The organism is Maribacter sp. UH1 (genome assembly GCF_056839145.1).
This window is the reverse complement of the sequence record NZ_CM166387.1, coordinates 1,535,998-1,548,903: the sequence shown is the minus strand read 5'-3', so window position 1 is coordinate 1,548,903 and position 12,906 is coordinate 1,535,998. Positions and strand designations below refer to the sequence as shown.

Here is a 12,906-nt window from a genome sequence, read left to right as displayed (position 1 = left end):
CTGCACTATTTTAGAAAGCTTCCCATAATAACTAAGGGTGCAATTTCGAGTGCGCAAAGGTACAAAATAAAATAGAAAAAATAGCTGCTAATAAATTTTTGGTAATTCCTTAAGACTGTAACCCAACCAATTATATTGATTACTAAAAATAGAATTAGTGCAATAATAATTACGATTTGCGAGTCGATCAAAACATATGCTAAAAATATATTTGCAATGAAAAGAACAAAACCTGCATAATTTAGGTAGGTTAATTTCTTAAAAATCAACTCATTAAAAGTGCTGTAAGAATTAAAGATAAACCCGTTAAATAATTGCGCCATTGTTTTCGCAGTGATAAATAGGAAAACACCTGCAAGTAATAATGGGAAAATGTAAGGATTTTTTGCTTCTGTAGGATTTAGGTACGAACGCCAAATAAAAAAAATAAATAAGGTTGAATTTATGATTTGAAACACGCTCATTAGAAAATGAAACCAATTAAACAGCTTTTCTTTCTTTGTGTACATGGTAATGTACTTGTTGTTGAAAGGAAGGATTATGAAGTTTAAAAAACGTGGATAATAGATACTTTTGGCAATTAAGGGAAACAGCAGACTTACCATAAGTGTTATGGTAATCCAATCCGTTTGCTCAAAAGTTCTTGCAATAGGTTCCATTATTTAACAGGAATTGCTTTTCCGTTTAAACCATATAGTAGGTCGTTCTCAGAAATAACTACTCTAAAGTAACCAATGTTTTCCTTTTTTGTTTTAGGTAATTGAAATATAAAATTAGTGGTGTCTTGTTGTTTTAAGGCTATAATTCCCGTTTGCATAGATTCTGGAGTCATTTGCAGGGTTTCTACAGGACTTTTGTAGTCATCCATATATGTAATTGCAAATTTCAGCTTTTTAAGGTCTATATCTTTTTGATATGGATTGTAGATTTTTAAATCTATACTTTCTTCAGAATTTAAATCAAAAGGGGTGTCCTCAACAATACAGTCTAGTTTTCGGTAAGACTGAAAGTTGTCAATATATTTGCCTTTGTACAAACCACCATCTTCTCTAGTGTAAGTAAAAGTAGGGTTATTTAAATATTTGGAAACATAAGCTACATCCTTGCCGCGAACTTGTTCCTCAGAATCATCAATGGAATATTGGTTTTTTCGATACATGAAATTGTTCAAAGAGAAAGTAGCTGTCCCGTCTGTATAAAAAGAATACATTGGCGCATTCCTGTAGGAGTTTTCAAATACCACAGGTATATCACCAACTTCCTCTTCAATAGCCTTTGCCCATTCTTTATTACCATGACTTTCGTAATAGAAGTTAAAAAGTAGAGGCTGGTAAGCAAGACCCATTCTTAAATAAATAATTAGAACCGTATTGATAAGTCCTAATCTATAAATCCAGGTTAAGGCTTGCTTGTTTTGTAGCATGTAGTTGAATGCGATAATCACCAATGGAATGCAAACGATAATAATCCATTGTGTTTGAACCCTTCTGTTAAAACTAGAAACGAAAAAGAAAATCAGTACACCGTAAGTAAGATAGATAAGCGCCTTGTTGAAGAGGTCGTTTCCTTTCGTTTTAAACAACGCTTTATATATAAACGGAAAAGTCAGACCAAAAATAGCAACCAAATTCACGAAGAAGCCTAAGGTGTATTTTTCAAATCGATATGCGCCGTTGGGGCGTTCATATAAATGATATTTAATAGATACAAAGTCGTTCTCGTATAGCCAATAAAAATGCGGGGCATAACAGCATAACGCAATAATAACGGCAAGCCAGGCGTATTTGTTCGTAGTAAGTTTAAGGTTGGATAATAAGACAAAAAATATGACCAGCACTGCATGGTATTTACTATACATCAATGCAGCCATGAATATGCCCAAAAGTATAGCTAGAACTGCGGTTGGCTTTTTTATAAAATGCTTGTAAGTGAGCAAAAAGCAACTGGTAAAAAATAATAGCGGTGTGTCTGGTAAGGTGAAAAAACCATAGGCGTTAAGCAGGGTCATTGAAAAAACCAACACAAAGAAATGTTTAATATAGTCGTTCTTCTTAGGGTTGTCTATCAATAACCAAAGGAGAATAATATTGATGGCAGATAGCACGCAGCTCATAAAACGCACACCCAGTTCCCCATTAAAAAAGAAGCTACTTATTTTCACTAAAACCGCCACCATTGGTGGATGGTCAAAATAGCCCCAAGCCATGTTCTGGCTGTAGTACCAGTAATAGGCCTCGTCAAAAATGAGTTGCGTAAAACTAGATTGAATAAGATTTAAAATGAATATGGCAGCTAAAAAAAAATAAAACTGCTTTGGAATTTTAGTCAACATTTGCATAGGTTACTAAATGGCAAAATTACAAATTTAAGGGGAGCTACCTACTTTAAAAATTTCATAAAGCTATTGTTGCCTATTTTAAACGATTATTAAAACCTTACTTTTGTCAAAACACCTATAAATAACATATGTCCAGTAGTATTGTAATCATACCTACGTATAATGAAATTGAGAATGTAGAGGCTATAATTAGAGCTGTATTTGTCTTGCCAAAAGATTTTCATGTGCTTATAGTAGATGACAATTCACCGGACAAAACCGGGGACTGTGTTCGCGGACTTCAAGAAGAGTTCAAGGGTAAATTATTTTTAGAGACCAGATTGGAAAAATCAGGATTAGGTACTGCATATATTCATGGTTTTAAATGGGCAATAGCCAAAGGTTATGATTATATTTTTGAAATGGATGCCGATTTTTCCCATACGCCATCAGACCTATTGCGACTATTGAAAGCTTGTGAGAACGGTGCTGATTTGGCTGTAGGTTCTAGATATAAAAAAGGTGTAAACGTTGTAAATTGGCCACTGCATAGAGTGTTGTTGTCATACGGTGCATCTGTATATGTAAAGCTCATTACCGGTATGCGGGTAGATGATCCTACAGCTGGTTTTGTATGTTACAAAAGACAAGTGTTAGAAGCTATAGATTTAGATTCGGTTCGTTTTGTAGGCTATGCATTTCAAATAGAAATGAAGTTTAGGGCATACTTAAAACATTTTAAAATTGAAGAAGTTTCTATTATTTTTAGAGATCGAGTACTAGGGAAATCAAAAATGAGTTCCTCAATTATAAGTGAGGCTATTTGGGGTGTGTTTGTAATGAAAATGAGAAGTCTATTTTTGAAAAATAAGTTTTAATTATGGGTAAGATTTTATTGAAAAACGGAATAATTGTTAATGAGGGAATAGCACAAGAAAGTGATATTCTCATTATTGATGATTTAATAGCGAAAATAGAAAAAGACATATCTGATCCAGATGCTGAAGTAATTGATGTTTCTGGCAAACATATATTCCCAGGCATTATAGATGATCAAGTGCATTTTAGGGAGCCGGGCCTTACCCACAAAGGAACAATTGCAACAGAAAGTAGGGCGGCACTTGCAGGTGGTATTACCACCTTTATGGAGCAACCCAATACAACGCCACAAACGACTACAATAGAAAAATTAGAAGAAAAATTCGCAACTGCAGCGAATTCTGCATTTGCCAATTATTCTTTTTTATTTGGTGGTACCAATGATAATCTTGAGGAACTAAAAAAATTGGATAAAAATGCCTGTTCAGGTATCAAATTGTTTTTAGGTTCATCTACAGGTAATATGTTGGTGGATGATGAAAAAGTTATAGAGAGTATTTTTAGCAATACTGAAATGGTCATCTCTGCACACTGTGAAGATGAAACTACCATTCGTAAAAACATGGAGAAGTATAAGGCAGAGTACGGTGATGATATTCCTGTTGCAATGCATCCTGTTATTAGAAGCGAAGAGGCATGTTATCTTTCTTCATCAAGGGCAATTGCTTTAGCTAAAAAAACAGGTGCAAGGTTACATGTGTTTCATTTATCCACCGGAAAAGAAACAGATCTATTCCGTAATGATATTCCTCTGGAACAAAAGAAAATTACTGCAGAAGTATGTATACATCACCTTTGGTTTTCTGATGCCGACTATGCAAATAAAGGAACGTTGATAAAATGGAACCCAGCGGTGAAAACAGCCAAGGATAGAGATATGTTATGGGATGCTCTGTTAGACGATAGAATAGATGTAATAGCAACTGATCACGCCCCGCATTTATTGGAGGAAAAAAATAATGTGTATACAAAGGCACCTTCGGGAGGGCCATTAGTGCAACATGCATTAAATGCGATGTTGGAAAAGGTTAAAGAAGGAAGGATTACCCTAGAGAAAATGGTACAGAAAATGTGTCATAATCCCGCAATACTATTTCAAATTAAAAAGCGCGGATATATTCGTGAGGGCTATTATGCAGATTTAGTAGTAGCTGATTTAAACAGCCCTTGGACAGTTACTAAAGAAAATATCGCGTATAAATGTAAATGGTCTCCTTTTGAGGATACTACGTTTTCATCTAAGATTGTGCATACTTTTATAAACGGACATTTAGGGTACAGTAACGGACAGTTTTCTGAAAAGCGAAATGCAAAAAGGCTAACATTTAATAGACCATGAAGCAATTATTCCTTTTAACGGTAGCACTATTATTGGTTTCGTCCTGTGCTGAAGAATTAATAGAAAAGCCCGATAATTTAATACCGGAAGATAAAATGGTATTGATTATCAAAGAAATGGCTATTGTTAATGCCGCAAAAGCTACCAATCTAAGTAAGTTACGTGAAAACGGAGTAGAACCAACGTCTTTCATATTTGCGAAATTTGAAATTGATAGTGCACAGTTTGTAGATAGCGACAGGTACTATGCATCAAAACCTTTACGATATGAAAATATGTACAAAAAGGTAGAATCTGACTTAGAAGAGCAACGCTTACAATTAGAAGAAGAAAAAAAAGTTAGGGATAGTCTAAGTGCTGCAGAGAAATCTAAAAAGGATATCGATATTAAAAAGAAAGATTCCCTATCCTCTAACCTTCAGAAATAAATAGTTTGGATGAAAATTTTATTTGATCGTCCAAACTTTCAAACTCCATACCCAAAGCGTTCTTGATTTTTTCATTGTTGAATACTGTTGGGTGTTTTAGTCCGTGAATTGTATTTTTAGTAATAGTTCTAGGGTTTTCCGTGAGTATATTTCTAATTTTATCTGCAATCTTACCAATTTTTAATTGCCAAAATTTCAATGCCTTGGTAGGGGGTTTTTTGTCCATTGCCAAAGCTATCTTTTCCAATATTTGTTTATAGGTCAAGTTTTCAGCTACCAGAATAAATCGTTCATTATGAATATCAGAATTCATAAGTGCGATCATAATATTAGTGACATCGTTTATGGTTATAAATCCTGATCCGCCAGGTGGGTAATATTTATAACCTTTTGCGGCGGTTTTAAAAAATGAGCCACTACCGCTATTCCAAAACCCTGGTCCAAGAATAACCCCCGGGTTTACGATTACAACTTCTAGTTCTTCTTGTGCGCCACGCCACACTTCCATTTCGGCAAGGTGCTTTGTAATGGCGTACGGGTTGGCATGTTGGCGTGTCCATTCAGAATCTTCATCTGCTAATTCGCCATTCAAGGTTCTTCCTATAGCGCCAATGGTACTTACATGGCATATTTTTTTGACGCCTTTTGCAATGCAGATATTTACAATATTGGCAGTTCCTTCACGGTTAATACGTTCCAGTTTTTTAAAATCAGACGGGTTAAAGGAAATGTAAGCGGCGCAATGGTATACATGGGTAATACCTTTGATGGCATTTTCTAAAGATGGGATATCTAAAATATCACCATGTACCCAATCAATTTTATTGAAAAGAGCGGTAGCGTTATCAGAATAATAGGAAAAGATTTTCTGTACCTGAGCTAACTTGTCTTTAGTTCTGTATAAGGCGTAAACTTTTTCATGATCCATTGATAATTTCAGTAGCAAATGCGACCCCACCAACCCTGTGCCTCCTGTAACTAATATCATATTTCAAATTTAGGGAATACAAGTGGATAAATTCATGCTTTAATCTACTGTGTACTGGCAAGAATTCCATTTATATTTGCAATTCAATTAAAATTCAGGAAGACATGACAAATTTTGTCAAGGAGTTACAATGGCGAGGAATGTTGCATGATGCAATGCCAGGAACAGAAGAACATTTATTAGAAGGCATGCAGTCTGCATATGTGGGTATAGATCCAACGGCAGATTCTTTACATATAGGGCACTTGGTAGGGGTAATGATGCTTCGTCATTTTCAATTGGCAGGTCACAAACCTTATGCTTTAATAGGTGGTGCTACGGGTATGATCGGTGATCCTTCTGGCAAATCTGCAGAACGTAATTTGCTTGATGAGAAAACACTTCGTCATAATCAGAATGCTTTAAAAGAACAATTATCACGTTTTTTAGATTTTTCTGGAAATGAGGATAATGCTGCGGTTTTGGTCAATAATTATGATTGGATGAAAGACTTCTCTTTTCTAGAATTTATAAGAGACGTAGGTAAGCATATTACGGTAAACTACATGATGTCTAAAGACTCTGTAAAAAAGCGCCTTTCATCAGAAGCGAAAGAAGGTATGTCATTTACGGAATTTACCTATCAATTAGTTCAAGGGTATGATTTTCTTCACTTGTACAGAGAACATAATTGTAGCCTTCAAATGGGCGGTAGTGATCAGTGGGGCAATATTACCACGGGTACAGAATTAATTAGAAGAATAGCCGGTGGTAAAGGGTATTCACTTACGTGCCCGTTAATTACCAAGGCAGATGGTACTAAATTCGGAAAAACAGAAGGCGGTAACGTTTGGTTGGATGCAGAAAGAACATCGCCATATAAATTTTACCAATATTGGTTGAATACATCAGATGATGATGCTAATAAATACATCAAGATCTTTACCTATTTAGGTCAGCAAGAAATTGAAGATTTAATAAAAGAACATACAGAAGCTCCGCACTTAAGATTACTACAAAAGAGATTGGCAGACGAGATTACGGTGATGGTGCACTCGCAAGAAGATTTGGACAATGCGGTAAAAGCTAGTCAAATTCTGTTCGGTAAGTCTACAGCGTCTGATTTAAAAGGATTGAATGAAAAAACATTCTTAGAAATTTTTGATGGTGTACCACAAGCAGAACTTTCAAAATCAGAATTAACAGACGGTTTAGATATGATCGGTGCACTGGCAGCTAAAACTAACTTTTTGGGTTCTAATGGCGAAGCAAGAAGAGAGTTGAAGCAAAACTCCATTTCAGTAAATAAAGAAAAAGTAAAAGATGACTTTTTAATTACCTCAGCAGATTTGATAAATGACAAGTTTGTGCTGTTGCAAAGAGGTAAGAAAAACTATTTCGTATTGGTATTTAACTAAATCATTTTTTGAAGACTAGACTTTTTATGAAATTTAAACTTTTAGGGGTACTTCTCTTATTATGTGTTTCTTGTAGCGATGATGATAGGGTGATAGATGATTTGGCTTTGGAAGGCGATTGGATTCTTTCAAATGTTATATGTTATTGTAGTTTTGAGGAAGATGTAGATTTTTCTTTAACTACCATTAATTTTGATTCAAGCAGAGCCATGGTTACGGTTTCTAATGAAAGTGAATACATTTTTTTTAGGGAAAATGGAGCGCATTTATATGGTGGACAAGCCAATAGAATCAATTTTTCTGATGGATCTGTGTACTTTTTTGAAACTAGAGGAGAGCAACTTACACTTACTTTTGAAGACAACCCTGATATTGCCGATGATGAGGTAATTTATGTTTTTACTCGATAGAAATAATTATACCTAATTAAGTAGCGTTTTTTAAATATTTCTTACAGAATAGCGTTTGTTAGCATAAACCCCTACGTTATGTTCAAGAAGAGTATTTTTATAATCTGTTTGCTTGCTTTAATTACTTCATGTGATAAGTTAGACGAATTGACAAAGTTTGATATGGAATATAGCCAGCGTGCTACCATACCTTCTTCTGCAGGTATTGATTTACCTTTTGATGTTTTCACTCCGGAAATAGAGACGAATTCAGAGTCTACTTTTGAAGTCAACGATACTAGAAAAGACCTTATTGAAGAGATTAAGTTGACCGAATTGGAAATGGTCATTATATCGCCCGATGGTGCGGATTTTAGCTTTTTAAATTCGATAGAAGTATATATTTCTGCCGATGGACTAGAAGAAATTAAAATTGCCTATTTGGAAGAGGTAGCAGATGATGCTGGTAGTGTCATCACTTTAGATACCTCAGATACAGATTTAAAGGAGTACATAAAGAGCGATGAGTTCAGTTTACGATTGAATACCGTTACCGATGAATTAATGAGTACGGACCATGAGTTAGAAGTAAATTCTACATTTTTCGTAGATGCTAAAATATTAGGGCTTTAATTTAATAATGCCTTAACGCAACTATTCTGTTAGTTGGGTATCTTGTAACTAGTTAAAAGTCTTGTTACTATGAAAAGATATTCTGCGCTGCTTCTATTTTTGGTATTTTTTGCCTCTTGTGCAGAAGATGATGACTTTGGGCTAGAGTCTACACAATTTGTGTTCTCAGATCAGAAATGGGAATTGGTTCAAATGTCAGGTAGTTTTCAAAATTCAGAAACTACGGGAGAGGAAATGGATTGGCAAGAATATTATATTTTTTCGCCAGAAGGTACTTTTATAAAATCTAGAACTGTTGATGAAGAAGTTACTGAGGCTACAGGTACTTTTGAGGTTGTAGAATATGATAATGACCTCAATCATTACTTAGAACTTACGTACCAAACCGGAAATGAATTGGTAGGTAATTGTACAGGAGATGATAAAGAGCTATTAATATACAGAAATTCTACTATGATTTCTAGCCTATGGATGGCTTGCGATGGACCAGGCTTGGATTATTCGCTTTCAAAGAATTAAACCGCTTACATGTTTAATTGATATTCTTCAATTTCAGATTCTTTGTTCTTATAAGTATTCACAAAAGTATTTTTCACCCTTTCTGAATTTACAAAATAGGGTATCCAAATTGCAGAAGAAATTATAGCTTTAAAAATGTCTGATGATGCTGTTGGATCGGGAATATCGAATTGATTCATAAGAAAGCTTTCTATTAGGGTGATGCCCAAATTACAAGCATAAAATATAATCATCATTTTAGGGGCCGATGTTCGCTTTTGTAAAAACAAGATAATGGTTAAAATAGCAAATACTAATAAGGTAAAGTTGTAGAATAGCTCAAAACCAAGGTACATTTCAAGTTGTTTGGCATTTTCATAACCAGCATACTCGAACCCGTCCCAAATAGTTTTATCAAAATACCCGTTTTGATAAATTGTATAGATAAGTACAAAAGGAGTAAGCATTAGTCCGATCATAGGTAAAATTAGCCAACCTCCAAATTCTTGCCCGGGTAATGTTGCGTTTTCGTTCTTTTTAGGATTGTAATTTTTATAGACCATAAAAGCAAAAAATGTACTTAATGATAGAGATGTAATCACGATAAAAATAGATAACCAACTAATACCTGATTGAGATTCATTAGATCCATAAGTGAGCTGTAATCCTATTTTATCTCTAAGGTCGTCGTGTTCTTTTATAAATGCTCTAGTATCGGCAGCAGGTATAACATCTTCCTTTAATTCATATTCATAGTTTAAGGTTATCATGTTCCCAGTTTGATTAATAGTCTTCGAAAAGCTGTAATAATCCTTATCTATTTTTATGTCTTTCAAATTTAACGACCAAGGTTCTGGTAATAAGATACGTGTAGTTTGTGTAAAACTAAAAGGAGTTCCTGCGCTGTACGGCATTTCTCTTTCTAAAGAATTGTTGTAGCTGATTAATCCGTCTAAAACTAGTGAGTTGGTGTCAAAGTATATAGTTTCGTCGTTTTCTATTGTACTCCATAAATCTTCAATGTCATAGTATTCGTTTGTGGTGAAAATATTTTCCCACGGTCTTGAATCATCTACGTAAGTCACTTTTTCATTTGAAGAAATAGTAGGGTATAAGCTGCTATAGAAATTTAGGTATTCTTTATTTATACTTTCTTCCTTATTGTTTTTGAAATATGCTCTTGTATTATCTGCCCTACTACCAAAATATTCTGTTTTAACTTCAAATTTCGCATTACCACCAATTTCATCAACAATAATATCTTCAACAATTCTAATACGTGAATTAGTTTTGTGTGGTATCTTTTTTAATGAGGTACTGCCCTCTTTTAGTAGTAGTCCGTTTTTATAATCGGGTGTATTTAAATGGTAGAGGTTACCTCCTTGGTTAGAAATCGTAGGGTCAACAAAATATTCTTTACCACCATGTTCGAAATAGACAATGCAATGGTCAAACATTAGGTGGCTAGGTAAGTATTTGTCTAAATTTTCACTTGATTTAGTATTTACCAAAATCGGAAAAGAACTTACACCTTGGTTTTGTAATAATGTGGCTAATAATAGAGATTTATCTTTACAATCCCCATATCTACGATCTAGTACTACATCTGGTTTAGTAGGTTTAAAAGCGCCAATACCAGATTCAAAACCTAAATAGCGAATTTCATCTTGTACAAACCTAATAAGCTTGATAATAATATCTTGTTTAGAATCTAGCTCTTTATCTATTGTAATTGGGTTCTTTAAATGTTCTTTAGGAAATTGGTAATAAGGTGTCATTAGATTTACGACACTTTTCCAATCATTAAATGTAGAAATAGAAATACGTTTTTGAATATTATACCAATATGGGGTGTTACTGTCATAAGTTACATATTCATCACTGTTATTTATCCAAGTATATTCTTTACCTAAAGCTGTGTTTATAATTTTAGGTTCATTAGCTCCATTAAGCGTTTTAAATGTGATGGGGTTGTTTGAATCAGTTAAAATTCTATTATATATTCTGTTTACAGGTGTGGTGTATTCCTCATAGACCATATTAGAATAATTGCCTTCGTTTATTGGATTAAAACCTTTTATAGAATATGAGTATTCTATGATGTCTCCTACCCTAATATCAGAAAGGTTAATTACAGAAGTTAATGAACCGTCGTAAAGTGAGCGCTCTAAATTAGTTTCTCTTTGAAACGTATTGATAAATGATTTTTCTAATCTATCTATTATCTTACCATCACGAATTACTTGTGCCTTATGGAATTCTATTGTCTGATATTCTGGGTCATAAGATGCGCTAATGTCTGACATTTCCTGAATACCATCACTATTAAAAATTTTAAATGCATAGTGTGCAAATTGCTCTTTTTTAATCAAATTATCTTGATAATCTAACAACAGGTATTTGTAAGCCCCTTCATCTTTAGCTTCTTGCTTATTGGGAATTGATACAGGAGTAACCCAATTAGGAGTTGAAGTTTTTTTTATCTGCTGAGCATGTATAGAGATAGATGCAAGTAAGAAAATATAGATATAAAAATGAAAGCGCATTAAATCTTGTTTACGTTAAATATAAGTAAGAAATATCTTAGATAAATAACGTGTAGCTTTTCTAAAACGTATATAGTGGCTTTATGAAGGAAACTAAAGCACCATTAAATTACAACCTCTAATATCAGAATTATCGAATCTTCCGATAATTTCAAAAGTGCCGTTTTGGTTTATCTTACCTAAATCTTGAGTGGCAATAAAAGAACAAGAATTAATATTGGCTAGGTCGATTACATTGATCCCACCAGATTTACCATTTTTTAAATAGGTGAGTGGATCTTCGGTATCGCGTACTAAAATCTTCATCCAGTTTGGACAATCGAAAACACCATTTCCTTTAGAGTAGGCTTGTGAAAGTAGCTCGGTCATTCCGTATTCGGAATGTATTTTAGAAACTCCAAATCCCGTTGATAATAATTCGTGCAGTTCTTGACGTACAATTTCTTTTCTTCGCCCTTTCATACCGCCGGTTTCCATAATTATAGTGTTGCGTAAAGACATCTGGTACTGCTCAGTAAATTCCAGTAATGCAAATGAAACACCAATGATCAATATTTTGGTATCGGTTTTTTGAAGTTCAAGAAGTAACTGGTGCAACTGTTCATATTCATTTAAAAAGAAGCCGCTTTTAGGGTGATCCGATTTTTTGATCAAGTCATCTGCCATATAGATTAATGAAGACCCCGTTCGCTCTAAATAAGAAGGTAAAAGGGCAAGAACACAATAGTCCTTAATATCCCCGTAAAAATGATTAAAAGCCTTTAAATAACTCTGTTCGTAGAGGCTGAGGTCCGTAACAAAGTGTTTACTGGTTTCACTGCCTGTAGTACCGCTACTGGTAAAGGTTATTTCTGGTGTATTTTTGGTGCTGAGAACATCTTTGGATTTAAAAAATTCTATAGGTAAAAACGGAATCTGTTCTAAGGTGTTTACTGTATTTGGGTCAACGTTTAAATACGAGCAAAACTTTTGGTAGACTAAATTGTTGTCGTATTGAAACTTGAATATACGGAGTGCTTGGGTTAAGAAATCCCCATCTGTTTGTATATCAAAAATAGCATTGTGCTCCATGTTCCGTACCAATTCTGGCAAAGGTACTGAACCAAATTATTTTTATTGTTTTAAGCGGAAAATATGTAGGTTATTTATTTAACTACCAGCTTACGTGTAATAGATTTATCGTTTTCGGTCACTTGAACAACATAAACACCAGGTGATAATCTAGAAATGTTCATAGCCTTTGTAGATAATTTTTCGGTTAAGACAAGCTCACCGAATACATCGTAAACTCTAACCTCTTTAAGGTTGTTGTCTTGTGTTGTTACATAAACAACATCTGCTATTGCAGGGTTAGGGTACAATTTAAAACCGACAATTTCATCGTTACGTAGGTTGTTGATATCTATGGTGTCTTGGGCATATAAGCCAACGGAGACTACCATAAATAGCATAAAGTAGATTTTCTTCATTTTGTATTGATTTGGGATCAACA

13 protein-coding genes are annotated in these 12,906 nt (G+C 34.2%); 7 read left to right on the top strand and 6 right to left on the bottom strand.

What is annotated here, in order from left to right:
* Positions 1 to 5: 5 nt before the first annotated feature.
* The gene (locus UH1x_RS06720; RefSeq protein WP_482626494.1) at positions 6 to 605 is read right to left on the bottom strand and encodes a DUF4271 domain-containing protein; all 600 of its coding nucleotides are present in this window, start codon (positions 603 to 605) and stop codon (positions 6 to 8) included.
* Positions 606 to 658: 53 nt separating this feature from the next.
* Entirely contained in the window at positions 659 to 2,332 is a 1,674-nt protein-coding gene (locus UH1x_RS06715) for an ArnT family glycosyltransferase (RefSeq protein ID WP_482625876.1), read from the bottom strand.
* Between the two features lie 134 nt (positions 2,333 to 2,466).
* Here UH1x_RS06715 and UH1x_RS06710 point away from each other — a divergent pair, with 134 nt between their 5' ends.
* From UH1x_RS06710 to UH1x_RS06700, 3 genes are read left to right on the top strand one after another with little or no spacing between them, the layout of a single operon-like run.
* On the top strand, positions 2,467 to 3,195 hold the full coding sequence (locus UH1x_RS06710) for a polyprenol monophosphomannose synthase (protein WP_482625875.1): 729 nt from the start codon (positions 2,467 to 2,469) through the stop codon (positions 3,193 to 3,195).
* 2 nt (positions 3,196 to 3,197) lie between these two features.
* On the top strand, positions 3,198 to 4,535 hold the full coding sequence (locus tag UH1x_RS06705; RefSeq protein ID WP_482625874.1) for a dihydroorotase: 1,338 nt from the start codon (positions 3,198 to 3,200) through the stop codon (positions 4,533 to 4,535).
* The gene (locus UH1x_RS06700; protein ID WP_482625873.1) at positions 4,532 to 4,963 is read left to right on the top strand and encodes a DUF4296 domain-containing protein; all 432 of its coding nucleotides are present in this window, start codon (positions 4,532 to 4,534) and stop codon (positions 4,961 to 4,963) included. The genes UH1x_RS06705 and UH1x_RS06700 overlap by 4 nt, the downstream gene beginning before the upstream one ends.
* On the opposite strand, the gene UH1x_RS06695 is transcribed toward UH1x_RS06700, so the two are convergent.
* On the bottom strand, positions 4,947 to 5,951 hold the full coding sequence (locus UH1x_RS06695; protein WP_482625872.1) for an SDR family oxidoreductase: 1,005 nt from the start codon (positions 5,949 to 5,951) through the stop codon (positions 4,947 to 4,949). The genes UH1x_RS06700 and UH1x_RS06695 overlap by 17 nt on opposite strands.
* A gap of 104 nt (positions 5,952 to 6,055) precedes the next feature.
* On the opposite strand from UH1x_RS06695, the gene tyrS reads away from it, so the two are divergent.
* The 4 genes from tyrS to UH1x_RS06675 all read left to right on the top strand — a co-directional run bounded on the left by tyrS (position 6,056) and on the right by UH1x_RS06675 (position 8,889).
* Positions 6,056 to 7,348, top strand: coding sequence for a tyrosine--tRNA ligase (gene tyrS / locus UH1x_RS06690; protein ID WP_482625871.1), 1,293 nt, complete (start codon positions 6,056 to 6,058; stop codon positions 7,346 to 7,348).
* Positions 7,349 to 7,374: 26 nt separating this feature from the next.
* Positions 7,375 to 7,758, top strand: a complete 384-nt coding sequence (locus UH1x_RS06685; RefSeq protein WP_482625870.1) for a hypothetical protein — start codon at positions 7,375 to 7,377, stop codon at positions 7,756 to 7,758.
* 78 nt (positions 7,759 to 7,836) lie between these two features.
* A complete protein-coding gene (locus tag UH1x_RS06680; RefSeq protein WP_482625869.1) occupies positions 7,837 to 8,370 on the top strand; it encodes a hypothetical protein in 534 nt (177 codons plus the stop codon).
* A gap of 69 nt (positions 8,371 to 8,439) precedes the next feature.
* Positions 8,440 to 8,889, top strand: coding sequence for a hypothetical protein (locus UH1x_RS06675; RefSeq protein WP_482625868.1), 450 nt, complete (start codon positions 8,440 to 8,442; stop codon positions 8,887 to 8,889).
* A 5-nt stretch (positions 8,890 to 8,894) separates the two neighbouring features.
* Here UH1x_RS06675 and UH1x_RS06670 read toward each other — a convergent pair whose 3' ends face one another.
* From UH1x_RS06670 to UH1x_RS06660, 3 genes are all read right to left on the bottom strand, one after another.
* Positions 8,895 to 11,414 carry a DUF3857 domain-containing protein gene (locus tag UH1x_RS06670; protein WP_482625867.1) on the bottom strand — a complete coding sequence of 840 codons (2,520 nt, stop codon included), beginning with the start codon at positions 11,412 to 11,414 and terminating at the stop codon, positions 8,895 to 8,897.
* 93 nt (positions 11,415 to 11,507) lie between these two features.
* On the bottom strand, positions 11,508 to 12,485 hold the full coding sequence (locus tag UH1x_RS06665; protein ID WP_482625866.1) for a LuxE/PaaK family acyltransferase: 978 nt from the start codon (positions 12,483 to 12,485) through the stop codon (positions 11,508 to 11,510).
* Between the two features lie 74 nt (positions 12,486 to 12,559).
* On the bottom strand, positions 12,560 to 12,883 hold the full coding sequence (locus tag UH1x_RS06660) for a T9SS type A sorting domain-containing protein (RefSeq protein ID WP_482625865.1): 324 nt from the start codon (positions 12,881 to 12,883) through the stop codon (positions 12,560 to 12,562).
* Positions 12,884 to 12,906: the final 23 nt, after the last annotated feature.

Excerpts from the sequence above, each read along its gene's own strand:
- UH1x_RS06705 (WP_482625874.1), top strand. The coding sequence starts at position 3,198 with ATGGGTAAGATTTTATTGAAAAACGGAATAATTGTTAATGAGGGAATA.
- UH1x_RS06710 (WP_482625875.1), top strand. The coding sequence starts at position 2,467 with ATGTCCAGTAGTATTGTAATCATACCTACGTATAATGAAATTGAGAAT.
- UH1x_RS06700 (WP_482625873.1), top strand. The coding sequence starts at position 4,532 with ATGAAGCAATTATTCCTTTTAACGGTAGCACTATTATTGGTTTCGTCC.
- UH1x_RS06715 (WP_482625876.1), bottom strand. The coding sequence starts at position 2,332 with ATGTTGACTAAAATTCCAAAGCAGTTTTATTTTTTTTTAGCTGCCATA.
- tyrS (WP_482625871.1), top strand. The coding sequence starts at position 6,056 with ATGACAAATTTTGTCAAGGAGTTACAATGGCGAGGAATGTTGCATGAT.
- UH1x_RS06665 (WP_482625866.1), bottom strand. The coding sequence starts at position 12,485 with ATGGAGCACAATGCTATTTTTGATATACAAACAGATGGGGATTTCTTA.
- UH1x_RS06660 (WP_482625865.1), bottom strand. The coding sequence starts at position 12,883 with ATGAAGAAAATCTACTTTATGCTATTTATGGTAGTCTCCGTTGGCTTA.
- UH1x_RS06670 (WP_482625867.1), bottom strand. The coding sequence starts at position 11,414 with ATGCGCTTTCATTTTTATATCTATATTTTCTTACTTGCATCTATCTCT.
- UH1x_RS06680 (WP_482625869.1), top strand. The coding sequence starts at position 7,837 with ATGTTCAAGAAGAGTATTTTTATAATCTGTTTGCTTGCTTTAATTACT.
- UH1x_RS06720 (WP_482626494.1), bottom strand. The coding sequence starts at position 605 with ATGGTAAGTCTGCTGTTTCCCTTAATTGCCAAAAGTATCTATTATCCA.
- UH1x_RS06675 (WP_482625868.1), top strand. The coding sequence starts at position 8,440 with ATGAAAAGATATTCTGCGCTGCTTCTATTTTTGGTATTTTTTGCCTCT.
- UH1x_RS06685 (WP_482625870.1), top strand. The coding sequence starts at position 7,375 with ATGAAATTTAAACTTTTAGGGGTACTTCTCTTATTATGTGTTTCTTGT.
- UH1x_RS06695 (WP_482625872.1), bottom strand. The coding sequence starts at position 5,951 with ATGATATTAGTTACAGGAGGCACAGGGTTGGTGGGGTCGCATTTGCTA.